The 24,262-nt window shown below is 39.8% G+C and carries 22 protein-coding genes; 12 read left to right on the top strand and 10 right to left on the bottom strand.

The genetic code is table 11. The annotated features are described in order from the left end of the window. The first annotated feature begins 287 nt into the window (after nt 1-287). From CFPU101_RS08885 to CFPU101_RS08865, 5 genes are all read left to right on the top strand, one after another. Complete coding sequence (locus tag CFPU101_RS08885) at nt 288-1,001, top strand: cadmium resistance transporter (RefSeq protein WP_206815006.1); 714 nt, start codon at nt 288-290, stop codon at nt 999-1,001. Between the two features lie 51 nt (nt 1,002-1,052). Continuing rightward, on the top strand, nt 1,053-2,540 hold the full coding sequence (locus CFPU101_RS08880; RefSeq protein ID WP_206815005.1) for an APC family permease: 1,488 nt from the start codon (nt 1,053-1,055) through the stop codon (nt 2,538-2,540). An 87-nt stretch (nt 2,541-2,627) separates the two neighbouring features. After that, nucleotides 2,628-2,852, top strand: coding sequence for a hypothetical protein (locus tag CFPU101_RS08875; protein ID WP_206815004.1), 225 nt, complete (start codon nt 2,628-2,630; stop codon nt 2,850-2,852). Nucleotides 2,853-2,966: 114 nt separating this feature from the next. After that, nucleotides 2,967-3,554, top strand: coding sequence for a Crp/Fnr family transcriptional regulator (locus CFPU101_RS08870; RefSeq protein WP_206815003.1), 588 nt, complete (start codon nt 2,967-2,969; stop codon nt 3,552-3,554). 281 nt (nt 3,555-3,835) lie between these two features. Then, entirely contained in the window at nt 3,836-4,213 is a 378-nt protein-coding gene (locus tag CFPU101_RS08865) for a hypothetical protein (RefSeq protein WP_206815002.1), read from the top strand. A 110-nt stretch (nt 4,214-4,323) separates the two neighbouring features. Here CFPU101_RS08865 and CFPU101_RS08860 read toward each other — a convergent pair whose 3' ends face one another. After that, complete coding sequence (locus CFPU101_RS08860) at nt 4,324-4,743, bottom strand: YidH family protein (protein WP_206815001.1); 420 nt, start codon at nt 4,741-4,743, stop codon at nt 4,324-4,326. A 285-nt stretch (nt 4,744-5,028) separates the two neighbouring features. Between CFPU101_RS08860 and CFPU101_RS08855 the strand changes: the two genes are divergently transcribed. Then, nucleotides 5,029-5,985: a LysR family transcriptional regulator gene (locus CFPU101_RS08855; RefSeq protein ID WP_206815000.1), complete on the top strand. Its 957-nt coding sequence runs from the start codon at nt 5,029-5,031 to the stop codon at nt 5,983-5,985. Here CFPU101_RS08855 and CFPU101_RS08850 read toward each other — a convergent pair. Beyond that, nucleotides 5,967-6,785: a prohibitin family protein gene (locus CFPU101_RS08850; protein WP_374191940.1), complete on the bottom strand. Its 819-nt coding sequence runs from the start codon at nt 6,783-6,785 to the stop codon at nt 5,967-5,969. The genes CFPU101_RS08855 and CFPU101_RS08850 overlap by 19 nt on opposite strands. 882 nt (nt 6,786-7,667) lie before the next feature. On the opposite strand from CFPU101_RS08850, the gene fabG reads away from it, so the two are divergent. From fabG to groL, 6 genes are all read left to right on the top strand, one after another. Continuing rightward, on the top strand, nt 7,668-8,432 hold the full coding sequence (gene fabG / locus CFPU101_RS08845) for a 3-oxoacyl-[acyl-carrier-protein] reductase (RefSeq protein ID WP_206814998.1): 765 nt from the start codon (nt 7,668-7,670) through the stop codon (nt 8,430-8,432). A 52-nt stretch (nt 8,433-8,484) separates the two neighbouring features. Next, nucleotides 8,485-9,174 carry a cytochrome b/b6 domain-containing protein gene (locus tag CFPU101_RS08840; RefSeq protein ID WP_206814997.1) on the top strand — a complete coding sequence of 230 codons (690 nt, stop codon included), beginning with the start codon at nt 8,485-8,487 and terminating at the stop codon, nt 9,172-9,174. Nucleotides 9,175-9,353: 179 nt separating this feature from the next. After that, entirely contained in the window at nt 9,354-9,815 is a 462-nt protein-coding gene (locus CFPU101_RS08835; protein WP_206814996.1) for a MarR family winged helix-turn-helix transcriptional regulator, read from the top strand. Between the two features lie 106 nt (nt 9,816-9,921). Further along, nucleotides 9,922-11,265, top strand: a complete 1,344-nt coding sequence (locus CFPU101_RS08830; RefSeq protein ID WP_206814995.1) for an HlyD family secretion protein — start codon at nt 9,922-9,924, stop codon at nt 11,263-11,265. A gap of 6 nt (nt 11,266-11,271) precedes the next feature. Beyond that, on the top strand, nt 11,272-12,849 hold the full coding sequence (locus CFPU101_RS08825; protein ID WP_206814994.1) for a DHA2 family efflux MFS transporter permease subunit: 1,578 nt from the start codon (nt 11,272-11,274) through the stop codon (nt 12,847-12,849). Between the two features lie 86 nt (nt 12,850-12,935). Further along, on the top strand, nt 12,936-14,618 hold the full coding sequence (groL, locus tag CFPU101_RS08820; protein WP_206814993.1) for a chaperonin GroEL: 1,683 nt from the start codon (nt 12,936-12,938) through the stop codon (nt 14,616-14,618). A 94-nt stretch (nt 14,619-14,712) separates the two neighbouring features. Here the strand turns inward: groL and trxB are convergent, their stop codons facing one another. From trxB to CFPU101_RS08780, 8 genes are all read right to left on the bottom strand, one after another. After that, the gene (gene trxB / locus CFPU101_RS08815) at nt 14,713-16,095 is read right to left on the bottom strand and encodes a thioredoxin-disulfide reductase (RefSeq protein ID WP_206814992.1); all 1,383 of its coding nucleotides are present in this window, start codon (nt 16,093-16,095) and stop codon (nt 14,713-14,715) included. 241 nt (nt 16,096-16,336) lie between these two features. Continuing rightward, nucleotides 16,337-17,656 (bottom strand): mechanosensitive ion channel family protein, encoded by a 1,320-nt coding sequence (locus tag CFPU101_RS08810; RefSeq protein WP_206814991.1) that lies wholly within the window; start codon nt 17,654-17,656, stop codon nt 16,337-16,339. Between the two features lie 2 nt (nt 17,657-17,658). After that, nucleotides 17,659-18,876: an ABC transporter substrate-binding protein gene (locus CFPU101_RS08805; RefSeq protein ID WP_206814990.1), complete on the bottom strand. Its 1,218-nt coding sequence runs from the start codon at nt 18,874-18,876 to the stop codon at nt 17,659-17,661. Between the two features lie 83 nt (nt 18,877-18,959). Further along, on the bottom strand, nt 18,960-19,505 hold the full coding sequence (locus tag CFPU101_RS08800) for a DUF2808 domain-containing protein (RefSeq protein WP_206814989.1): 546 nt from the start codon (nt 19,503-19,505) through the stop codon (nt 18,960-18,962). Nucleotides 19,506-19,540: 35 nt separating this feature from the next. Next, entirely contained in the window at nt 19,541-21,175 is a 1,635-nt protein-coding gene (locus CFPU101_RS08795; protein WP_242577836.1) for an alpha/beta hydrolase, read from the bottom strand. 50 nt (nt 21,176-21,225) lie between these two features. After that, on the bottom strand, nt 21,226-22,446 hold the full coding sequence (locus tag CFPU101_RS08790) for a hypothetical protein (protein ID WP_206814987.1): 1,221 nt from the start codon (nt 22,444-22,446) through the stop codon (nt 21,226-21,228). A gap of 49 nt (nt 22,447-22,495) precedes the next feature. After that, the gene (locus tag CFPU101_RS08785) at nt 22,496-23,176 is read right to left on the bottom strand and encodes a MarC family protein (protein ID WP_206814986.1); all 681 of its coding nucleotides are present in this window, start codon (nt 23,174-23,176) and stop codon (nt 22,496-22,498) included. Nucleotides 23,177-23,203: 27 nt separating this feature from the next. Next, nucleotides 23,204-23,737 carry a type IV pilin-like G/H family protein gene (locus CFPU101_RS08780; RefSeq protein ID WP_206814985.1) on the bottom strand — a complete coding sequence of 178 codons (534 nt, stop codon included), beginning with the start codon at nt 23,735-23,737 and terminating at the stop codon, nt 23,204-23,206. Nucleotides 23,738-24,262 lie beyond the last annotated feature (525 nt).

Below are 24,262 nucleotides of genomic sequence, written 5' to 3'. Positions count from 1 at the left end.
GTAAAGAAAAAAGCAAATATTGAATTATCTAACTCTATATATTCTAAAAGAGTTTTTGATATTTTTCTATGGCTTCAACTCTCGGCAAAATCTTATAAGAAGGCTTGATATGATTTCCCATCAATCTAGACAAAACGAAGCTAGTCAATTGCTCGAAGACTTACAAAAAAATATTTATTAATGAAAAAAATGAGACTCAATCAAGCTAATGATGAGTTGATAGTTCACCACAAAAAACTCTTGTTAAGACTTGAAATTGTTAAGTTATTGATCGAGGAATTCAAACCATGCACAATCTAATTATGGCTATCCCCACAGGTATTGCAGCTTTTATCGCCACGAATTTAGATGATATTTTTATCTTATTACTCTTTTTTTCTCGGGTTAATACTCTGTTGCGTCGTCGTCATATTGTGATGGGACAGTATTTAGGCTTCACGATCCTTGTTTTAATGAGTTTATCGGGTTTTTTGGGGGGAATATTTTTCCCTCCATCTTGGATCGGTATTTTAGGACTGACACCGATTATTTTAGGGGTGCGTCAGTGGTTGGAAACTGATGAAGAAGAATCTGATGAAACACCAAATATTGAACAAAACTCAGCATTTTCACCTTTAACAAATTATCTGTCGCCTCAAGCTTGTGGTGTTGCGGCTGTAACATTCGCTAATGGGGGTGACAATATCGGGATTTATGTTCCTTTGTTTGCGAATTGCACCTGGGGAAGTTTGGTAGTCATTCTAAGTATCTTCTTTACCCTAGTTGGCGTTTGGTGTTATATCGCCTATCGTTTATCTCATATTCCGATCGTTGCAGAAAGCTTAACCCGCTACGGTTCCTATTTCATTCCTTTTGTCTTGATTGCCTTGGGTGTTTCGATTCTGTCGGAAAATCACACTCTAGAAGATCCGATCTTAAGATTAATCATCCTCGTGATCAGTATTGTTAGTTACATGATGTTTCACAAAACAGAACAAGCAACACAACCTAGCCAAGACTAATTGATCTCGCTGCACCCATCTAGAAAAATTTAAACCTCGGAAAGTATTATTATGATTACTCAAACAAAGCCCGAGACTTCAAGTGTACACGGACTTAAAACCAATTGTCTGTCTTTTGGAGAAGTTTTAGCTCAATCTTTTGCGGTGATTGCACCAACAACCATACCCGCATCAAATCTAGGTTTATTGGTAGCACTCTCAGGTAATGGCACTTGGCTTAGTTTTGTGATTGGTATTATCGGTCTTGTCTTTGTCAGTCTCAATATTAATCAATTTGCTAGACGTTCGGCTTCTCCTGGCTCATTATATTCTTATATTGTGGAAGGTTTAGGCCCAACAGCAGGGGTAATTTGTGGATGGAGTTTGGTTTTAGCCTATCTGTTCACTGGAATGTCAACTTTATGCGGTTTTGCTAACTTCAGCAGTGTTTTTATTGGCTATTTGGGGATTCATCTTTCTAGTATTACGTTATTAGCGATCGGTGCTGGAATTGCTTGGTATGCTGCTTATAAAGATATCCAATTATCGGCGATGGCAATGCTTTGGATGGAAGGAATTTCCCTAACTTTAATCGCCATTTTGTGCTTAATCATTTGGGCGCATCATGGTTTTGCGCTCGATATGGCACAGTTAACCCTCAAAGACACCAAACCAAGCAATGTCATTATGGGGTTAGTGCTGGTAATGTTTGCCTTTTCTGGTTTTGAAAGTGCTACTTCTTTAGGGGATGAAGCGAAAAACCCTCTTAAAACAATCCCTCGTTCTGTTCTTGGTAGTGTCTTACTTGCGGGAGTCTTCTTTATTTCGACAACTTTTATCGAAGTGATGGCGTTTCAGGGAACGGGCGTTTCTATTACGACGACTGAAGAACCGTTGGGATTTCTTGCTAATCAAATCGGATTAGGTTTTCTGGGACAACTCATAGCTGTCGGTGCTTTAGCTAGTTTCTTTGCTTGTATACTCGGTTGTATTAATCCTGCGTCAAGAATTTTCTTTTTGATGGCACGTCATGGGTTATTTTCCTCTCGTTTAGGAAGAACTCATTTATCGAACCGAACCCCTCATGTTGCCGTTACCATGTGTTCGTTGATTGTTTTCCTAGTTCCTGCTCTGATGTCGATGTTTGGCATTAAACTGTTTGAGAGTATGGGTTATCTGGGTGCGATTTGTGCTTTTGGATTCTTGACGGTGTATGTATTGATTTCTCTGGCGGCTCCTGTATACTTGCATCGACTCGGTAAACTCCGTCTGTTAGATTTGGTCATCTCGTTTTTGGGTGTTTGTTTTATGATGCTACCGATTTTAGGTAGTGTCGGAGTCCCTGGTAATAGTTTGTTTCCTGTTCCTCCCGCACCCTATAGTATTTTTCCTTACTTGTTCTTATTGTATTTAGCTGTGACTTGTGGCTGGTTTATCTGGCAAAGATTCCGTTCACCTCATATCGTGCGCTCAATGAAACAAGGAATCGCGGCGATTAATGCCCGATTTGATGAATCAGACGCTCAATATCACTATCCGCAGTCGAAATCAGTTGATTAGTTTTTGGGTAGAGATAGCGTAATGTCTCTACTTTTATCCTTGTCCACTTTAGATCATGATCAATATTGAGTTATGTATATCAATCTCATGTTTTTTGCTCTCCTGCCAAAAGTGTCTGAACAACTTAACACTTTTGTTGTCGGGCAACAAGTTGTATGGAGTTACAAAGCGCATCATAGTCACGAAGCAATTCAAAAAGTTCCTGCTGAAGTTGTTAAATTAGGGGCGAAGCGAGTACAGATTAGAGTTCGGCAAGAGAACGGTGAGTTTGTGAAGCGTTGGGTTAATCAAAGTAAATTAGAACAGTTATAATCCCTGTTGCTCTTGATTTGATGATCATGCGATCGCACTTAATCATCAATTTCTCTTGATTAAAATACATTATTTTGATAAGATTAGTGTACTTTATCAATAGCTTAGACTGCCATGACCATTTCCCAAGCATTGGCGCATAAACCAGAATTCAAGAAGCAATATTTTTTTGAAAGACGTTCTCTCCTGCCTCATACACCCCATCATTTTTGGCAGATCGAAAGCGGAATTATCCGAACTGCAACATGGCTTGAAGATGGAATCATGATCACGATCGGTTTATGGGGGCCTGGGGAAATTGTGGGGACTTCATTAACCCGCATTGATCCTCATCATATCGAGTGTTTATCTTCAGTACAGGCTTTGGCAATACCTTTAGAAGACAGTCATCAACGAACAGCGACTTTATTAGCGCAAATGCAACAACTAGAAGAATTAACAGTGATTCGCGCTCATCGTAAAGTTGATTTGATGTTACTTAAACTCCTAGGCTGGTTAGCTCAAAAATTTGGACGTAAATCGGCTTCAGGGCAGCTAATTGACTTACGTTTAACTCATCAAGATTTAGCGGATCTCTTAGGGGCGACACGTGTCACTATTACCCGAACACTCAATCAATTAGAACAACAGGGCTTTATTGAACGCCTTCCTCTACACCGCATTATCTTGCGAGAAGAGGAAATCTGGCATTATCAGATTTAATGAACAGATTTTGCCAAGATTGATCGTAGAGAGGGGATATATCGTATCTCTACACGATGATGTGATCAGAGATAAATATCTTTGCGCCGCATCACTCATGATAGTTGCAAAAAATTTACATATTTCAATTGTTTTACAATATAATTAAAATACATTTATGATACACAATCAATCAATTTTACTGATTTAGCTCTCTACCGTTGGATTGCATAATGAGTCAATCTTATGGATGAGGCTAGATTTGACTTAAACTTTTTTTTAGATAAGGAACAAATAAAAAAATGATTAAAAAACTTAGAAGTATATTTTTAATGGGACTGGGCTATTTACTTTCTCCCTTGTGCTGGTGGAATGATATTGTTTTTAATCTTCCTATTGCCTATGGTTTTGGTTGGCTTTGTCATTTATTTACACCCTCATTTCTCATCCCTGGTACGATTATTGGCTACTGGCTCTCTAATATTATTGGAATGCTTATGATCCAATTTGGAGCTGCTAATTTAATGGATAACCAAAATCAAACACGAAATGTTAAAAAAGAACTATTTACAGGTTTAGTGTCTTCAACTCTTTATACTTTGGTCATTATCGCCTTAATTCAGTTCAAAATTCTGGATGCTAATTCTTTATTGTCGATGATCAGCAGTAAAAATTCTTAAAAACTGAAATTTATGATTAACTTCCTCTAGGTTTAGATACTTGGATAGAGATCTTATAAGTAAGCTGTAATCTACTTCAAACAAGAAGTTTAGAAAAACAGCTTATTTTTTTATTCAGTTAAAATGCTACTACTAAACGTTACAGGATTTGCACAAACCAAATAGATAATACCTGTTCCTAAAAGGGCAACTGCTAAACTAAATAAGATCACCCAGCGATCGGCAGGTTCATAAGTATCTTCATCAATGTCATGACGCACTGCAAAATAGTGCTGTGTTGAGAGTAAGACTGTTAATAAACCCATTAAAGAAAAAAGTAACCCTAGTTTCCAGCCATAACCAGGACGCGGAACTTCTGGAGGATGAAAGGCTCGTATACGAATAATAACCACTCCAAAACCCATTAATGCGATCGCTGTTCTCATCCAAGCTAAATAAGTTCTTTCATTCGCTAGATGATCTCGAATGCGAGAGGAATTGTATTTTTTAACCTTTGGAGTAGTTTCTTGATTAGAAGAAAAAATGGACATAATTGGCAGTGAATGCGCTAAAAACTTTGATTGTGAATACAGGAAGCCAAAAAATCGACCTAAAAACGAGTCAATCGATGCTCAAACTACAATTAAATCTAGCGAATTGACTCATTAGAGCAAATGTTCTTTTTTTTGAATTGATACATAAAAGTTATTAAACCCTGTACAAATCCAAAAAATCCGCTATGATTTGTATTGTAAATCAATTTGAGTTGTTTTGAAATCCGATTTTAACTTAGGTATTAATTTACACATGAAATCATACAAAGTTCATAACTCCATATGGCGGTAATGACAATAGAACAACTACGCATCTTTCTGGCTGTAGCAGAACACCTCCATTTTACTCGTGCGGCTGAAGTACTCTATGTGACACAACCTGCTGTCAGCGCAGCGATTCAAAATTTAGAACGTGAATACAGTGTCAGGCTTTTTCATCGAATTGGTCGCCGCATTGAGTTAACTGATGCAGGTAAACTATTACAGATAGAAGCTCAAAAAATCATTGAACAAGTAATGCTGACTGAACGCGGACTCAAGGAACTGAATAATTTACAGCGAGGTCAATTAAGATTAGGCTCAAGTTTGACGATTGGTAACTATTGGCTACCTGAAAAAATCAGTCAATTCCAAAATTCTTATCCTGGAATTTCTATTCATTGTACCTTGGCTAATACCGAAGAAATTTGTCTTGGTACAGCAACGGGACAATTTGATTTAGGTTTAATCGAAGGAGAAGTCAAATCAACCTTGCAAAACAGTTTAGAACAAAAAAGTGTCGCTAGTGATTGTCTGCAAATCATTGTTGGGAAAAATCACCCTTGGTATCATCAAAAAAAAGTTCTATTATCTGAACTTACTCAAACAGACTGGGTAATGAGAGAAGCAGGATCTGGAACTCAACAACAGTTTGAAGAAGCCTTATTAAGTTGGGGAATTAAGCAAACTCAATTAAATATTATTTTAATTTTAAATACAGGTGAAATGGTGAAATCAGTGGTAGAAACAGGAGTAGCCGCAGCAGGTATATCTGAACTGATGATCAAAAAAGAATTAAAGTTAGGTTCTTTACGAGCCATTCAAATTCTTGATGATCGAAATGGTAAAACAAAAACTTTAGAATGGGTACGACCTTTTTTAAAACTTAAACATAGAGAACGCTTTCAAACACGAATTTGTCAAGCGTTTGAAGAAATTTTAGAAACTGAGCCTGTAAATAGCTATTTAGAAAAAGTTTGAGGAGCTTTAATTAAATCTTCCATATCTAATAGTTGTAAAGCATCATTACTAATAACAATCGGTAAATTACCATTCCATTTATCAATTGCTTGTTTTTTAAGAATTTCTGGAGTCAAGGATTCTTGGAGTAACATTTGGGAACGAGCTTCACCTTGAGCAAGATTAACCATAACTTCTGCTTCTTTCTGTGCTTTAATGACCGTAAAACCCGCTTTTTTAGCTTCTTGTTCAGCGATTTGTTTTGCTTCAACTGCTTCCATAAATCGTTCTGAAAAATGCACATGAACTAGAGATAGATCATCAACTTGGATATGATAATTAGATAAACGAGTTTGTAATAAATTATCAACTTGTGCTTTGACTTCTTCTCGTTCTGTAATAATTTCTTCGGCTGTATATTTGGCCATCACGGCTTTTAATACTTCTTCTATAGCAGGGTTAATAATTCGCTCAATAACCTGTTCTTCCACACCAATTTCTTGATAAATTTTATTAACTTCTGCTGGGATAATATGCCAATTAAGCGCAACATCTGTGAATACTTCTTGTAAATCTTTAGAAGATGCTTCGGCTGAAATATCTTGTTTTTGAATCCGAACAGTCAGCTTTTCTACAGTATTGATGATCGGAATGATTAAATGTAACCCTTCATTAAGTCTTTGATCTTGTACTTCACCAAATTTCATAACAACACCTCTTTTACCTGCTTCGATAATCACAAATGGATTTAAAAGTATTAGAGATAATAAAAAAAAGAGTATCAAAACTTGATAGCTTGGTAAAGAACGCTTTTTAGTCATTGACATTTAAAATATTTTACTAATTACTAAAATTAATTATAAAAAGAATTGATTATAAATATAAAGCTTTATTGTAGTAATAAAAATTTTTACTATTATTATTTTTTATGATTTAGACGATTATGAACATTTTTGTTTATGTAATATGTTTCAATACAAAAACATTTAAACATAAAATATATTAATGAAATGATACAAAAAAATTATACATATTTTTGTTTTTTAACTATAATTATTAGTTAGTATAGTGGACACTCAGCAGTTAAAAAGAGAGATTTAATATTTATGATCTTCATTGATTATCTTTAAAAAATAATCAGTAAAATACTGATGCTCTAAAAACTTCATTGAAATTTTAAACTTATTTAGAGATAATTATTGTTATTTTTGAAATAAAAACGAGTTAATATAATACAAAAAATAATAAAATAGTTTTAAAATAGAAATTTAAAAAAAAATTTTTTAATGTAAAAACATAGGAGAAAAAAATGATAAAAGCAGTAACATTTACAATGAAAATTTTGAGCGTTTTACTAGCACTACTGATACTTGTTATTATCAGAACGTCATTTACTACTATTCTTGAAAATTTTGCTTAGATGCAGTGCAAACCAGTTAAATATGATTGACTGCATAAATGATAAAGTAAGTCTATTTTGTCACAATCAATCTTCAATTTTTTGTCAAATAAAACTTTAGCGGTTTAACGAGCTTATTTAATATGCTTACATAAGCACTCTCTATTTTAGCTAAGTGCTTAATACATTTAATTAACAGCAAAATTGAGCAATTGTTATGACTTCTTTTAACTCAACAGTTGATTATTTGACCCATGACAGATAACAATGATCGAAGTGATAATAATTATAAGGCTTGTGCAAGATGGAACGATTACCCGAAAATTTACAGTATTTAAAAGATCAAGTGGCTTTAGTGACTGGGGCATCTAGAGGAATCGGAAAAGCGATCGCACTCTCTTTAGCCTCTCAAGGTGCCAAAGTAATAGTCAATTATGCCCGTTCAAGTTCGGCTGCTGATGCGGTAGTACAGGAGATTACAGAAGCAGGAGGAGAAGCGATCGCTCTTTGTGCAGATGTCTCAAAATCAGATGAAGTCGATAGCCTGATCCAAAATATTTTAGATAAATTCGGTACGATTGATGTTTTAGTCAATAACGCGGGAATTACCAAAGATACCCTCATGTTACGCATGAAACTCGAAGACTGGCAAGCGGTTATTGATCTCAATTTAACAGGGGTCTTTTTGTGTACTCGTGCCGTTAGTAAAATTATGCTCAAACGTAAAAAAGGTAGAATTATTAATATTTCCTCCGTTTCGGGTTTAATGGGTAACGCAGGACAAGCGAACTACAGCGCGGCAAAAGCGGGGGTTATTGGTTTGACGAAAACCCTAGCGAAAGAATTTGCAACTCGTGGAATTACAGTTAATGCGGTTGCCCCCGGTTTTATTGCGACCGATATGACCAATGACTTGAGTAATACTGAAGATATCTTAAAATTTATCCCCCTCGGTCGTTTTGGTGAAGCTGAAGAAGTCGCGGGGATGGTGCGTTTTCTTGCTTGTGATCCTTCTGCTGCCTATATTACAGGACAAGTCTTTAATGTCGATGGTGGGATGGTGATGTAATTTATAGATGCAAGGGTTTGGTCTCCAAACCCATCGCTAATTATTTGAATTTATGAAATCATCTTCGCCCTATCAACCTTTTCTTTTACGTCTTCTACATGGGTTTACTAGCCTTTTTTTGCTTGCTGCAATGGTGACGGCTTTTTGGACGTATGACACCTATGATGGGCGATGGGGTAAAACTGCGCTTCCTCATTTTATTGAAATTGAAAGTATACATGGAACCTTTGGACTATACACGCTGTTGATGTTTCCATTATTGGTTCTGTATGCTTTTCATCGAGGACAGAAACGCTTGATCCAACCTGATACATTAACGAGACTAACGCAGGTTGGTCATCCGATCTGGTGGTATACTTTCAATCGAGTAACGAATACTCTCGCCCTACTTGCTCTGACCTTTGCACTGTTTAGTGGCAAGATGATGGATGATCAGTGGTTGCCTCGTGGTGAACTAAACCACTTTTGGTATTACGCACACTTAGTTTCTTGGATGGTGATGATTTTTGCGATCGCATTCCATTTACTGATGAATGCAAGAGTCGGTGGTTCGTCTTTGTTACTATCTATGTGGCACTGGAAATATCGCCTTAAAGATAGTCCCCGTTTCTGGTGGTTTCATTTCTCCCAATGGCGAACAAACCTAGAATTAGACAAAATGCGGTTTTCTCTACTTAATATACTTGAAGCGATCATACTTATTAGTATTATTTCTGCTTGGCTCATTCCATTATTGAAATAGGAATCAAAACTCAAAATAGAAAGTTGGATAATGTCGTTATAACAATAAATCTAACATTTTCCAGCATTTCAATCTGAGCGTAAAGCTGTCATAGTGGTTTACTTGATTGTGCCAACCGTACTAGACAAATCACAAAATACTTAGTATGCTAATATTTAGCACACGAAATAAATTCTCGTATGACGACAGCAACTCCGCAACAGACTAAAGAATATCAATCCGTGAAGGCTCCCTACGGACTGGGCTATCGGATTAAAATTTTATCTCAACTGATGGGGCGAAACTTTCAAGAGAAACTAGATCCCTATGGTTTAACTCCTTTTCATTGGTTGGTCTTGTGTTGTTTGTGGGAACAAGACGGCGCGGCAACGAGTGAACTATGCGATCGCCTACGTCAAGTTGGTGGAACCTTAACGGGTGTAGTAGATCGGATGGAAGAACGGGGTTTAGTGCGTCGAGAACGAGATTCATCGGATCGTCGAGTCTGGCGAATTTGGCTTACACAAGAAGGACGAGAATTAGAAGAGGTTTTACCGCCCTTAGCTTGGGAACTTTGCGAACAAACAATGCACGGTTTTTCCCCCCAAGAACGAGAAATTGTATCTAAGTGGATCAATCAAATGATTCTGAATCTTTCTTAAAGTCGATCCTTTCCCTAATTAAGATCTTTTATTTTAAAAAATACTACGCATTCTAAATAAACATACTCGTAATATTTATTCCCCAACTCGCTGATAACTTCTATCTATGGACACTTATCAATACAGCAACAACAGAACAAAATTCGTTAAAGAACCCCAGATCATTGAACCACCCATTATCGAACAACCAACAACGGTTCAAGAACCTGAAAAACTTCCTACACCATCACCTCGAAATCGGAAGCCATTAATCTTAGCGGCTTTGGGAGTTAGTGCGATCGCTGCGGGAACTTATGGTTATCGTTGGTGGCAGTTTGCATCAACCCATCAAAGTACAGATAACGCTACGATTGCAGGTCATGTTTACCAAATCAGTAGCCGCATCTCTGGCAGTGTTTCAAATGTACTCGTTGATGATAACCAGATCATTAAACAGGGACAAACCTTAATACAACTCGATCCACAAGACTATCAGGTAGCCGTTCAACAAGCCCAGGCATCCTTAAACGTCGCCCAACGCAAAGCCGAAGCCGCACAATCAAGTATTGCTCAGGCAAATCAAACAACCGCCGCCCAAGCTACCGAAACCCAAGGTACTATTAATGGTGCGCTCACAGATATTGCGACTGCCCAAGCTGCCGTCACAGAAGCCCAAGCAGGAGTTCCAGCCGCGCAATCAGAACTCGCACAGACTCAAGCGACTTTAACCCGTGAAACAGCAGACTACCAACGCTATCAGTCACTTTATGATTCGGGTGCCGTATCCCGTCAACAATTAGAGTCCTCCAGAGCTTCTTATGAGGTAGCTTTAGCCGCCCGTAATGCCGCCAAACAAGGTGTTAATCAAGCACAGGCAAAACTGATACAAGCGCAAAAAGGCGTGCAACAAGCCCAATCTGCACTCAAGGTAAGCCAGAGTGGTTTACAACGAGTTCAGGCGAATCAAGCGCAAACTCAAGTCAATCAAGGAGAATATCAAGCGGCTAAGGCAGCGATCGCACAAGCACAAGCGAATTTGGCTCAAACGCAACTGCAATTATCCTATACCAATATTACGGCCCCTGTGACGGGAAGAATCGGACGTAAAAACGTAGAAATAGGGGAACGCATACAATCGGGACAGCCTTTGATGGCAGTAGTCGGGAAAGATTTATGGATTGTTGCTAACTTTAAAGAAACCCAACTCGCCAAAATGAAAGCGGGTGAATCCGTCGAAGTTGAAATCGATAGCTTTCCGGGGCGTACCTTTACTGGAACAGTCGATAGTCTTTCCCCTGCGTCGGGTGCTGAATTTTCGCTATTACCCCCCGATAATGCGACAGGAAACTTTACGAAAATTGTGCAACGGATTCCCGTCAAAATTCGCTTAAATCCTGACAGTGTGAAAGGATATGAATCTAGAATCGTACCAGGAATGTCAGCTAATGTCACCGTTGATGTGGGGAAGTAAATTAAGATGGCTGTTTCTAGTAGCTTAAAACCGCCTGTTACGCCACCTGTACCCCTCAAGACTTGGATTGGAGTGGGTGGGGCGATGCTAGGGGCATTTATGGCGATTTTGGATATTCAGATTACCAATGCCTCACTACAAGAGATTCAAGCCGCTTTAGGAGCTACTTTAGAAGAAGGATCATGGATTTCTACCGCTTATCTAGTGGCTGAAATTATCGTGATTCCTTTAACGGGTTGGCTATCGCAAATTTTCTCGATACGGCGTTATCTACTGGTTAATGTCGCCCTGTTTACCTTCTTTTCCGTTTGTTGTGCGTGGGCTAGAAGTTTACCCATGATGATTCTGTTTCGGGCTTTGCAGGGGTTTACAGGAGGTGTATTGATTCCAGTCGCCTTGACACTGGTTTTACGAAAATTACCACCACAGAAACAGCCTGTGGGTCTAGCCATGTTTGCGGTAACGGCTGTATTTGCCCCATCTATTGGCCCTACAATGGGAGGATGGCTAACGGAGAATTTTGGCTGGGAATATATTTTTTATTTGAATATCATTCCTGGGTTATTACTGATGTCGGCGGTTTGGTATGCGATTGAGGCTGAACCGTTACGCTTTGATCTCCTCAAACAAGGTGACTGGGGTGGCATTGTGGCGATGGTATTGGGGTTAGGATCGCTTCAGGTTGTTTTAGAAGAAGGTAGCCGTAAAGATTGGTTTAGTTCGCCACTGATTGTTAAATTAACAGTGGTGGCAGTGATTTTTTTAACGATCTTTTTTATTATTGAACTGACTCGGAAACGTCCGTTATTAGAGTTACGGTTATTGATGCGTCGGAATTTTGGACTAGCAACGATCATCAATGTCGCATTAGGTTTAGGTTTATATGGATCTGTCTATATTCTGCCGCTTTATCTAGCACAGGTGCAGCGTTACAACTCTTTACAAATTGGGGAAGTGATTATGTGGGCTGGCGTTCCCCAACTGTTTTTAGTACCATTTGTCCCTAAGTTAATGAAGCGCATTGATTTACGGGTTTTGATTGGAACGGGAATTAGTCTTTTTGCCATTAGTTGTTTGATGAATTCCATAATGACGAATCAAACGGGTTATGAACAGCTAAGAGTGTCACAATTTGTTAGAGCAATGGGACAACCTTTAATCATGGTACCCCTATCCTCAATTGCGACGACGGGAATTGAACCTGCATTAGCGGCTTCTGCGTCGGCGTTGTTTAATATGATGCGGAATTTGGGGGGGTCGATTGGGATTGCCTCATTAGCCACTTTATTACAGAATCGAGAGCATTTTCATTCAAATCGGCTCGGTGAGAGTATTTCGATGTATGCACCCGAAACTCAGCAACGAATTGAGCAATTAACCCAATATTTCATCCAAAAAGGATTTGATGCAGTAACAGCCAATCAACAAGCCCTTGAAGCCCTTAGTCATACAGTCCGCCAAGAAGCGTTTGTCATGGCGTATAACGATTGTTTTCACTTTATTGGTATTGCACTTCTCGTCAGTGGACTGGCTGTATTGTTTTTTAAAAAGAGCAAGCCTGCTGGAGGGGCTACCGCACATTAGGGAAAAAACTGTGTATATTAAAGTTAGCACTCTCACCTAATGAGTGCTAAATTGGCTAATGGAGAAATAAAAAATTCTAAGCAACTATGGCTAAAATTATTGCATTTAAAGAAGACTCTAGAAGAGCTTTAGAGAGGGGTGTGAATGCCCTGTCCAATGCGGTACGGATTACCTTCGGCCCCAAAGGACGTAATGTCTTATTAGAAAAAAAATATGGTGCGCCCCAAATTGTCAATGATGGGGTTACAGTTGCTAAAGATATTGAATTAGACGATCCTCTGGAAAATACTGGCGCAAGATTGATCCAAGAAGTCGCTTCCAGAACAAAAGATATCGCTGGAGATGGAACCACAACAGCAACTATTATCGCACAAGCCTTGATCCGAGAAGGTTTGAAAAATGTAACCGCAGGGGCGAACCCAGTGGCTATAAAACGGGGTATCGATAAAACGGTTACGTATTTAGTACAAGAAATTGCTAATATTGCGAAACCCGTCGAAGGAGATGCGATCGCACAAGTGGCAACCGTGAGTGCTGGAAATGACGCAGAAGTCGGTCAAATGATTTCGATGGCAATGGATCGCGTCACTAAAGATGGTGTTATTACAGTAGAAGAGTCAAAATCTTTAACTACTGAGTTAGATGTTGTCGAAGGGATGCAAATCGATCGCGGTTATATGTCTCCCTATTTTGTCACCGATCAAGAACGTCAGATCGTTGAATATGAAAATCCGCTAATTCTGATTACCGATAAGAAAATTAGCTCAATTGCTGACTTAGTTCCTGTTCTTGAAGGGGTAGCCCGCGCTGGTCGTGCCTTACTCATTATTGCTGAAGATGTTGAAGGTGAAGCTCTCGCGACTTTGGTGGTGAATAAAGCAAGAGGCGTTTTAAATGTCGTGGCGATCAAAGCCCCCAGTTTTGGCGATCGTCGTAAAGCCATGTTACAGGATATCGCCGTTCTGACAGGTGGTCGTCTGATTTCTGAAGAAATTGGCTTAAGTCTTGACACAATGACCCTAGATATGCTAGGAAACGCCGATAAAATTACAATCGAAAAAGACAATACTACTATTGTTGCTTCTGGTGCGAGTACCGCAGATATCCAAAAACGGATCGCTCAACTGCGTCGAGAACTCGAAGCGACTGATTCTGAGTACGATAGCGAAAAGATTCAAGAACGAATCGCTAAATTAGCGGGTGGTGTTGCTGTGATTAAAGTCGGTGCAGCCACGGAAACCGAACTCAAAGATCGTAAATTAAGAATCGAAGATGCTCTAAATGCGACTAAAGCGGCTGTAGAAGAAGGAATTGTCCCCGGTGGTGGTACGGCTTTAATTTACTTGGCTGCTAAAGCAAAAGAGTTTAAGCAGACGCTGAAGAATGATGAAGAGAAAGTAGCGGCCGATATTGTTGCAAAAGCTCTTGAAGCCCCGCTACGTCAATTAGCTGATAATGCAGGGGTTGAAGGTTCTGTAATTGTTGATGGCGTTCGTAATGCGGATTTTAATGTCGGTTACAATGCTTTAACGGGTCAATACGAAAACATGATCGCTTCTGGTATTATCGATCCCGCTAAGGTAGTTCGTTCTGCCCTGCAAAATGCGGCTTCTATTGCTGGCATGGTTCTAACCACTGAAGCGTTAGTAGTCGAAAAACCTGAGAAAACCCCTGCAATGCCTGATCCCGGTATGGGCGGTATGGGCGGTATGGGCGGCATGGGTGGCATGGGTGGCATGGGTGGTATGGGCGGTATGGGTATGATGTAATGACCCTCGTTCACATCCAGTTAACCTAAATCTAGGGTGGGCTTTGTCCTACCCTAGATTTGTAAAAAGGCTTTGGAGACCAAACCCCTACAGTTTAACTAACAGCAGCACCGATATAACGATCAATCACTTGACGGAATTCGCTTCTTTGTTTAACGCCTCGCATTTCCTGTAAGAGTTCTTGATCTTTGAAAAATTGTACGGTGGGTGTTCCTGTTATCTGTCCCATTTTAGCGATATCGGGATCGGCTTCGATATCGATTTCGATAAAGTAGATTTTTCCATCATATTCATCAGCTACTTTATCTAAAATCGGTTTGAGGGTTTTACAAGGGCCACAGGTTGGCGAAACATATTTCACCATCAATAAGCGATCGCCTTCATGGAATAATTTTCTTAAAGCATAACCACCATAGTGACGTGTTTTATTGATATCGAAGGTTTCTTCTGTATCCGCAGGGGTATCGCTAGTGGGTTTGTCTTCTTTTAGGTCGTTAATCTGTGTATGACGATATTCTTGAATCAGATCTCTAGCTGATAGCCAACGTTCAGCTAAAAGGGCTGCCATACACCCTGTACCTGCTGCGGTGATTGCTTGGCGATATTCGTGATCTTGTACGTCTCCTGCTGCAAAAACTCCTTCTACATTAGTAGCCACAGTTCCAGGTTTAACTTTAATATAGCCAATTTCATCAAGTTCTAATTGTCCTTGGAATAAAGACGTATTAGGAGTGTGACCTACAGCATAAAACAAACCTCTGACGGGTAAATCTGTTTCCTCGCCTGTTTGATTGTTACGGACTTTTAAGCCTTCCATTTTGCCACCCTCACCAAAAGCATCGACGGCTTCTGTATACCAGTGAATGGTAATTTTAGGGTTATTTAAGGCCCGATCCTGCATCGCTTTACTTGCCCGTAAGCTATCTCGACGGACTAATAAGTGTACATGAGAACCGTATTTTGTCAAGTAGATTGCTTCTTCAATCGCGGAGTCACCCCCACCAATTACTGCTAGTTCTTCATCTTTATACAATGGACTTGCACCATCACAAATTGCACAAGCGGAGATTCCATTACTCCAGAAATGATGTTCACTTGGTAAGCCTAATCGTTTAGCGGTCGCACCTGTGGAGATAATAATACTATGGGCTTTGACTTCTCTTTCGCTCGATTGAATCGTAAAGGGACGTTGCGAGAGATCAACTTTTAGCACATCTTCGGTATAACATTCGGTTCCCCAGCGTTCAGCTTGTGCTTTCATCTGTTCCATTAATTTTGGCCCAGTAATTCCTTCAGGAAAACCAGGGAAGTTTTCGACTTCTGTCGTAGTCATTAACTGTCCCCCAGGAATTCCCCCTGCTTGAAACCCCTCAAACATCACGGGTTTTAGGTTTGCACGCGCTGCATAAATGGCGGCAGTATATCCAGCCGGCCCTGAACCAATAATGACGACGTTTTCTACGGTTGGATTGGTCATAGTCTCTAACTAAAACTCATAACGACTACGTTTTTAGTATAACAGAAATTTAGATGAAAGCCAATTTGATTTTGAAAGATGCTATGACGGATCTCAAATAAATAATACTAAATCCAATTATAATCAACTACTCTAAACTAGAAGAAAGTATATCTAAAGTGAAAAGATCTAACAAGTCAGGAGCACAGAAAGTCAAAAGGCTTTCTTTCATTACATGAATTGGCTATGCTGCTCTACCCTATTATCCTCCAGTACGAATATGAATTTCTCTTTGAGAAAAAGGGGCTTCAATAAGAGATTTAGTAAAATTCTCTAAAATCGCATAATTGAGAGCGCTAATGACTTCGGTTTGAAGATTAATATTATTTAACCAAAACTTTAATTCAAAATTAAAATGGGAATCTCCGAAATTCAGCAAAAAAACTAAAGGAGCTGGCTTTTTAAGAATTCTGGGCTCCTCGTTAGCAATTCGTAAGAAGAGAGTCGTTATTTGATTGACCTCATACTCATAGCCAACGCCAACTTTAATTGAACATTGAACTAAGCGATCGCTAGATGTATAGGTAGTCAAATCCTTAGTAAAAAAAGTCTGATTAGGAATAATTCTTTCCGAATTATTTTTTAATATTTTGACAGTAGTTGCCCGAATGCCTAGTTTAGTGACTTCGCAAGTTTGCCCTTCAATTTCGATAATATCTCCTGGTCTTAACACGCCTTCAAACAATAATAAAATGCCACTCACAAAGTTGCTAACAACCTGTTGTAACCCAAAACCAATTCCGACAGATAGTCCTCCTGTAATTGCAGCGACCGCCGTTCCATTCACACCAACATATCCTAAAATTATCACGATTCCCAAAGCAATCAGAAAATAGCGAATTAGCAATAAAGTTGCTTGTGTTGTTCCTGTTTCTAATTGATTTTCAGTCTCTAAAATTTTGAGGAGAGTATTTTCTAAAAGAATCACAATTACTACCCAGAAATAGAGTCCTGTAATCAGAATAAAAATAGAGCTTAAAGTAAATGGACTATTAAACAGCTTAAAGGGTGATATTTGTGCGATGAGTTCGAGATTATTAGCGAGATTACTAATCGTTCCGAGAACGTAGAGAATGAATAAAGGAGCAAAAAGACGGTAATGATACTGTCTAACTGAAGCCAGAGGAAACACGGCATATAAAGAAGCTAGACAGAAACGATATCCTAAATAAACCCACATTAGTCGAATGGCAACGCTCAGAAGACCTCTTTTCCAATCTTGAGTCCGAAAAAGCTCTTGAGTTAAATTTAGTACAATCAAACTGATTACAGAAAAATCAAGATGTTGAAGCAGTACTGCAAGATACTGACGACAAGAAAATCTAGCATCATCCCAAATAAAGACAGATGCTTGAGGAAAAGTTTTGACAAGCCAATGCCAGAAACATTTTGAGAGTAACCAACTAAGAGCCAGAGCAAGCGCGATCGCCAACAACTGAGATTGAATCTCAGAACGCCCAAAAAAAAGAAATTGTTTAATGACAGCTTCAATTAGAGTTGGTAAACGCTCTTCAACCAGCATCTTCACTCCTCCTTTTGCTCGATTTGTTGATTAACGATTTCGCTAAGTTGTTTAGCAGCTTCTGATGAATCGAGATTGCCCGCGAGTACTCTCTGATACAGACGCTCTCCTTCCTCGAAGACTGGCATAATTCGGTTTAGCTCGTCAAGAGGAATAGCAACAGATGTTTTTGCCTGCTCCAATAAAACCTTTTCTGTTGGGAATAAATCTTCATTAATTTTTACGCTTTGATTAGTAGGGATAAAGCTTTGAGATTGAACGATCCCTTGGATTTGCTGTTCGGGGTTAGTCATAAACTTCGTTAGTTCTAGCGCCAAGTGTGTTTCATCTGGACTAGCACTACGGTTGAGGATCATGACTCGGGTATAAAGAATAGGAGTAGCTCTTCGCTCAGGTTCTGTCGGTAGAGGTGCAACCCGCAAGTTATCTTTTAGATTGTTTTTCAAGTCAGCGATTTCGCTAGAATTGCAGATGTAGTAAGTTAGCTTTCCTTGGGCAAAAGCTTTGTGCAGAATGTCTCTACTACGTGTGAGAATAAAGTTGGGCTGCGTATTAGCTTGTTTGAGCCATTCGAGCCATTTCGCCCATCCCTCAAGCTGAGGCTTGATTAATCCCTGACTATCAAAAAATTGAGCGCGAAAAATTCCCATTCCCCAAAAAGTATCCTCAAAAGCCGAAACCAGACCGACTGAATAGCCCTTCTGCGATCGTTCAATCAGTTCTTCTAATCGAGTAGGAGGTTGACTTAGGGTTTGATCGCTACTCGAAGCTTGCTTAATCTTGGCCTGATTATAGCAAAGCACGCGAATTTGGGAATTTAAAGGCACTCCGTAGATTTGTCCCTGATAACGAACTTGAGTTAGCGTCGGTGCAAAGTAAGTAGACAAGTCAATAGTCCCTTCATTAATCAGTTGAATGTATTCTGCTTCAATCATTTCTAGCATTTGCCTAGCGTAGTCAATGATGAGACTCGCACCTAAGCCGTTTTTCGCCTGAGCGATCAATCGTGAAGAGATTTCATTTTGAGGAACATATTCCGCAATCAGAACAACCGATGGGTTTAGTTGTTGAAATTTTTGAAGACCATTAAGAAAAATTGTTGCCAGATCTCCTTGAAAAGGATGCCAAATTAGGAGTTGTCCTTGAAGTTGTCTGGGTTGATTCGATTGTTGTTCAACTGAAACTTGATGACAAGCCGTTAATAAAATAGCTAGCAACATGAAGACAAAACAAATTTTGTATCTTAGCCAAGCTCTCCAAAAAGAACGCTCACTCAGTCTTCTGGTCACTCTTAATAGTCCTTTTAAAACACCTGATCAAAAGACAATCTTCCCACACCGAGATCTAAACCAATTGGATTATCTCCAGCAGGAAACCCTTGAACTTGAAAAAGGTACGTCCCCTCAGGCGGATTGTTGTAAGCTCGTAAATCAATTGTAAAAGTTGTACCTGGGGAAATAGGAGGAGTGAAGGCAATCGTAATCATTTGAGTCTTCGGATCTTGGGTAACAGATTGTAAAGTTATAGCTTGACCTTTCTCCTTTTTGGTGCCTTGAAATGCTTGGGTTTTTGACAAGTCAAAGGTGATCGCAAAACCACTTACTTCAGGGGCAATAGTCACTTTGCCCAAGGATTCAGGTGAAGAAGCTGGCACATTAACGGTAAAATAATAATGAGGCAATCTCCAGCCAACCAAATCATCAGGAGTCTCAACACCGACTAAAATCGGCGGCTCTCCCGTAAAAAAGGTAGAATTGGCTGGATAGGGAAGCTCTTGTGTCAGAGCGAGTGGGGTACTGACTAGATTGGAGACACAGAGCGTTAAAGTTAACAAAGATAATAAGCGCATAAGTTAAACAAATGGTAAGTTAAAAAAGGTTTTTCTTATTTAAAATTCTTAATCGCCGTAGCTAACTCATCAGAAGAAGCACCGCTAATGAAATCTAATTTAAACGTCTCATCCTGACTAAGATATTCAGCATAAGAAGGCTGTAGATAAGTCCGATAATCCTCATTATTGTTAATATAAGTTTCAAAAAAAGCAAGTTTAAGTGCATTATCATAATTACCAATCAAAGTTTGACTCGGTAAAGTTAGATGAGCAACCGAATTGAGTGCTTTTGTGATCCCTGGATCAAGATTAGTAAAGTCAACGTGGGCTTGTCCTTCAACCATTGCCCAGTATTTATCTGGCGTGGTTAACCAAGTAAAAGAAGCCGCTTGCTCAAAAAAGGGCGGGGCAGCAGGATCATAACTTCCCGAACCTAAAACAGTAGGGATAGAAATTTGGCTAATTCCACTTTTGCCATAAATGCTACGATTGACAGGGTTAGCCGCATAGACAGCTTTAACTCGCTCATCTCGGAAATTATACGCCATTCGAGGTAATTCTAAAGCTCTGCATTCGAGTAGCAATGAAATATCTGCCGCTCCAAACAAGCGATCGCAATCCCGTTGTAGATTTTCAAAATCAATTTTAGCCCCAGCAAGACCTAACACCGTGTATCCGCCAAAAGAATGACCCGCAGCGCCGATATTTTGTAGATCCAGCCTATCGTTAAACTCAGGCGGATTGCGTCGTTGCAGTTCATCAATTACATAGCTAATATCTTTGGGACGGTTAAAAAATTCATCAAGGGCAAAAATATTTTGATGATAGCCTTGCAACATCTCTTGGAGGTAAATCGCATCACTGCCAATATGTTGGGGTGCAGCCACCAGATAGCCATGAGAGGCTAGATGTTTAAGTCCAACTGCATAATCTTCAGGACGAGAGGATAAACCGTGAGACAAAACGATAACAGGAATTCTGCCTGAATCTTTTCGTTGTGGGATGTAAACATCTACATAGAAACTACGGTTACGACTAGAATCGGTTAATTGCCAAACTTCTTTTTTGACCTCGTACTGTCCTAGTTTACGAAGATCGGGCAGGGTAGAATAATTAACTTTAGGATCAGCATTCGTTTCTTGAAGATCCAGAGAACGCATTTCACTGACTAAGAATTCTGTTGCTCGAACAACTTTCCTCGCTTCTTGGGCAAAACCGCTCACCATTTTTCCTTGAAACTCGATATTAACGGGTAGTTTTTTCAGGACATTGAGTAGAGTCAGTCCTTCTGGAGCAAAGGCGGCTGATATTATTGCTCCGCGTAGTGCGTATTTTCCATTACCGCCTCCTTGAATGGTAATCCCTTTACCAAGACGGTAGAGAATATCTGCTCCCATTGCGCTATTAAAAAAACGGGATAATAAAACAGGATTAACATCAACTCGTCTTAGGAGTACTTGACGAAATTCTTCTTTTTCTTCTGCATTCGCACGACTCAAATAAAGCTGTAAATCTGGAGCGATTTTCCCTTCTTTAGCAAAAGCTTCTAAAGATGAAACTTTGACCGATAATAGAACCGAGTCATAAGATAAAAAAAGTTCTTCAGCCGCTTTGACTGGAATTGCGATGAGACTAGCCGATAAAGCAGCCATTAATACAAAAGAAATTTTAGATTTGATATCGAGCATTAGCTTAGGCATAAAAGTACGATTATTACACACCAAAATCATTTGTTTATCTAAATCCGAAATGTTACTGCTAGATAAGGGCCATTGAAATTTTGCTCAAACTCAAAGGCATTATTACCACTGCCATTTCCATACTTAATTTGATAGAAACGATAGGCTAAGTTGAGTGAAAGATAGGGTTTAACCCACCAATCTACCCCAAAAATGGCGTTCCAACTCAGATCAGTTTCGCCTGCGAGACCAAAGCCTGAAACATCCCCCCTCACCCAGAAAGTAATCGGCTCAGAAACTTGTAGACCGAGCTTACCACCGACCATCGGTTCAAACCAAGTTCTTCCAGCACGACTGGTGCCTTCAAAGGTTTTTTCAAGACGATCAAAAGATAATGTTGTTGTGATCGTGCTACTAAGATCATTAAGACGAGTCCCCAGGATAGGAGTAAACCAAATTCTTGGGAAAGCCGCCTTAGATGGTTGAGTGGGTTGATAGGGAATTGGGCGATCGCCGATGTGATAACTGAGCGCAAAATCATAAATTCCTTGATCAAAGGTAAGATTTGATTCTAGACTTGCATTGACTAAAGGGCGTTCTACTTGCTTAATTCCACCTCCGTGAAGACTGACGTAATATCCATCAAATATCAAGCCGAAATTTCCCTTCCAAGCTTCAATACGACCACTTGCTACCACTCGCAGCACGTCCACTACTTCACCAAGGCTAAGATGGTAGTCTACACTGCGTGTTCCTGCTGTTACTGAACCATAAGTAGTCACAGGGATAGTCGCGTAGGGCTGAATATCAATATGCCAGTCCTTACTTTCAACGACTTGGGTTTCCTCCTCGTTGTTAGGAGAAATTTCAGTAGGCAGGGTTTCTTCTGGTGTCGGTGTTTCCATCCCCTCTGGAGTGAGTTGGCTATTAAGAGTATTCCCAGAGTCGCCTATTAAATCTGCCGCACAAGAACTCGTTGGTACAACGCTATTTTCTAAATCTTGCCTTTGAAGCGATGACTCATTGGGCTTAATTGTATTAGTGATGGGAGTGAAATTAGGACAAGAAGAATTGAGCAATGGCTTATAAATCTCATCAATCGTCTTTAAAGAAGCTGTCTCTAGGTTAGAATAAGCGTTTGCTCCCTCTTCACTGTCATTAACTACAGGGAAGGCTGGCGTTGGATTTGCCTCGGCATTAGAAGTCACAAAGCAGGTGATTCCCAATAAAAGTCCCTGAAGTATGAAAATTAAAGATTTTTTGAGTAACAGTTTTGACATGATTTTGAGTTTTCTTTAAACATCAATAAGTAAAGAGGTACAAATAAAGTTATTGGTTTTTCAAAATTTCAGGAGTAATTGAATGAACAATAATGTTAGATAAACCTGTAATAATAAATTGAACTCCGATCGCGGCTACTAATAGTCCGAGGATTCGTGTAACAATGTTTAATCCCACATCTCCTACTACTTTTTGCAACCAGCGACCAGACAAAAAAATCACAAATACCAAGAAACAAATGACGATAATTGTACCGATCAAACCAGCAAAAAGAGCATTGTCTTTTTTGGCTTCTGCTTCACTTGCATAAAGAACCACATTGGCAATAACACCAGGTCCGACTAACAAAGGCATAGCCAAGGGGATGACAATCTTGCGATAGACTAACTGTGCTTGTCTAAAATCACTTTTTTGGTCTTCTGCAGCAAGGTCTTTGGCAGCTTTACTCGAATCACCCTTAACGATCCCTATCCCGATTATTAATAAAAGAATACCTCCTGCAATGCGAAATGAGTCTAAAGAAATGCCGAAAAACCTGAGTAGAGATGAACCTGCAAAGAAGAATACCAGCAGCAAAACTAAGGCAGTCAGAGCCACAAATAAGGCCAGCCATCGCTGAACCTTTCGCTTTTCCCCAGCGCTATAACCGATAAAGATTGGAAGAACCCCTAACGGATTTAAAAGCGCGAATAAGCTGGCTGCAAAATTACTAATTAAAAGTTTATCCATGATGTCTGACTACATAGCATAAAAAGTTTATTCTGTCAACTTAGAAGCGGGTACTTGGGAAGAATAATCACCGCATTGTAAGGCGAGCTTCGTCGGGTTTGCGGGATCACTTCCTCTGACTAATTGGGGATCTGCGGGTCGAACCTGTCCTGGTGTCGTGTTTTCACAAATAATTGTGGTAATTTTAGGGGTTTGATTCGGGGTGATAAAAGCCCCTCCAACATAGGCTTTTAGTTTGCCTGTCAGAGGAGATTGAGCAGGAATCACGTAACTGTAGGCGGCTTCTGAGGTGGTACGGACGGCGTAATCGAAAGTAGCTGGTAAGGTGAGTCCGAAATCTTTTTTAATATCATTAATTGGAGCGCGAAACTGACCATTTTTTTGATAGTAAGTGCGCTGTCCTTCGGTCATCTTAGCAACGACTTGCAGTGCAGCATTTTGATCTCGATCAACTTGATCTTGTGCGTGAGTATTTAAACTGAGTCCAATTAATCCAGTGGCTAATGCTAAAGTTGTAATTGCTCCAGTAATTCTTAAACAGCGAAAATTAAATTGTTGCATAAGTCACCTTTTGCTTTTATAAACGGTTTTGCTGGGTTTGCGGACGGTTAAAGAAAAATTTGAAAAAGCGATTTATTTGGTGTGGCAATAAAGTATTTCCTATTGGCAGTTATGACGTATCAGGGAGCAGGGACTACGCGGTAGTAAACGCCATTCGCGCCGAAAGATGGCTGGAACCAGATTCCGTTGCATTCGTAGTAAGTTGTGCCGCCGACGTTACTGGCGACACAGCCAGTAGGTAGCACTGTATAGATCGCGCCCATTCCATAGTTAGCAGCACTACCAGCAGCATAGCCCTGGGCGTAAGTATTTGCACTGGCTGCACTGGCCGAGGCGGCACCGATCACGGCACCCGTAGCAGCAGCCCCCGCCGCGTACCAACCTCCGCAGTTATAACATCCAGAGCCGTAGTAACTATTTACCACCGTCGGAGGGTGATAGGTTGTGTAAGTCCCTCCGTAGTAAGCCCCGTGATAGTCATAAACGGACGTACCGTAATGAGTTGTACCGCTCCAAGAGCCATCG

This window comes from Chroococcus sp. FPU101, assembly GCF_017312365.1.
In the GTDB taxonomy this organism is placed as follows: domain Bacteria; phylum Cyanobacteriota; class Cyanobacteriia; order Cyanobacteriales; family Microcystaceae; genus Chroococcus.
The sequence above is the reverse complement of the archived record's forward strand: the minus strand, read 5'-3'. Positions and strand labels throughout refer to the sequence as shown.

Bases quoted from the DNA above. Each gene is read 5' to 3' on its own strand.
- CFPU101_RS08795 (WP_242577836.1), bottom strand. From the start codon at position 21,175: ATGCTCGATATCAAATCTAAAATTTCTTTTGTATTAATGGCTGCTTTA.
- CFPU101_RS08885 (WP_206815006.1), top strand. From the start codon at position 288: ATGCACAATCTAATTATGGCTATCCCCACAGGTATTGCAGCTTTTATC.
- CFPU101_RS08865 (WP_206815002.1), top strand. From the start codon at position 3,836: ATGATTAAAAAACTTAGAAGTATATTTTTAATGGGACTGGGCTATTTA.
- CFPU101_RS08800 (WP_206814989.1), bottom strand. From the start codon at position 19,505: ATGCGCTTATTATCTTTGTTAACTTTAACGCTCTGTGTCTCCAATCTA.
- CFPU101_RS08830 (WP_206814995.1), top strand. From the start codon at position 9,922: ATGGACACTTATCAATACAGCAACAACAGAACAAAATTCGTTAAAGAA.
- groL (WP_206814993.1), top strand. From the start codon at position 12,936: ATGGCTAAAATTATTGCATTTAAAGAAGACTCTAGAAGAGCTTTAGAG.
- CFPU101_RS08840 (WP_206814997.1), top strand. From the start codon at position 8,485: ATGAAATCATCTTCGCCCTATCAACCTTTTCTTTTACGTCTTCTACAT.
- CFPU101_RS08825 (WP_206814994.1), top strand. From the start codon at position 11,272: ATGGCTGTTTCTAGTAGCTTAAAACCGCCTGTTACGCCACCTGTACCC.
- CFPU101_RS08880 (WP_206815005.1), top strand. From the start codon at position 1,053: ATGATTACTCAAACAAAGCCCGAGACTTCAAGTGTACACGGACTTAAA.
- CFPU101_RS08790 (WP_206814987.1), bottom strand. From the start codon at position 22,446: ATGTCAAAACTGTTACTCAAAAAATCTTTAATTTTCATACTTCAGGGA.
- trxB (WP_206814992.1), bottom strand. From the start codon at position 16,095: ATGACCAATCCAACCGTAGAAAACGTCGTCATTATTGGTTCAGGGCCG.
- CFPU101_RS08870 (WP_206815003.1), top strand. From the start codon at position 2,967: ATGACCATTTCCCAAGCATTGGCGCATAAACCAGAATTCAAGAAGCAA.
- CFPU101_RS08805 (WP_206814990.1), bottom strand. From the start codon at position 18,876: ATGTTGCTAGCTATTTTATTAACGGCTTGTCATCAAGTTTCAGTTGAA.
- CFPU101_RS08875 (WP_206815004.1), top strand. From the start codon at position 2,628: ATGTTTTTTGCTCTCCTGCCAAAAGTGTCTGAACAACTTAACACTTTT.
- CFPU101_RS08860 (WP_206815001.1), bottom strand. From the start codon at position 4,743: ATGTCCATTTTTTCTTCTAATCAAGAAACTACTCCAAAGGTTAAAAAA.
- CFPU101_RS08785 (WP_206814986.1), bottom strand. From the start codon at position 23,176: ATGGATAAACTTTTAATTAGTAATTTTGCAGCCAGCTTATTCGCGCTT.
- CFPU101_RS08855 (WP_206815000.1), top strand. From the start codon at position 5,029: ATGGCGGTAATGACAATAGAACAACTACGCATCTTTCTGGCTGTAGCA.
- fabG (WP_206814998.1), top strand. From the start codon at position 7,668: ATGGAACGATTACCCGAAAATTTACAGTATTTAAAAGATCAAGTGGCT.
- CFPU101_RS08780 (WP_206814985.1), bottom strand. From the start codon at position 23,737: ATGCAACAATTTAATTTTCGCTGTTTAAGAATTACTGGAGCAATTACA.
- CFPU101_RS08835 (WP_206814996.1), top strand. From the start codon at position 9,354: ATGACGACAGCAACTCCGCAACAGACTAAAGAATATCAATCCGTGAAG.
- CFPU101_RS08810 (WP_206814991.1), bottom strand. From the start codon at position 17,656: ATGCTGGTTGAAGAGCGTTTACCAACTCTAATTGAAGCTGTCATTAAA.
- CFPU101_RS08850 (WP_374191940.1), bottom strand. From the start codon at position 6,785: ATGACTAAAAAGCGTTCTTTACCAAGCTATCAAGTTTTGATACTCTTT.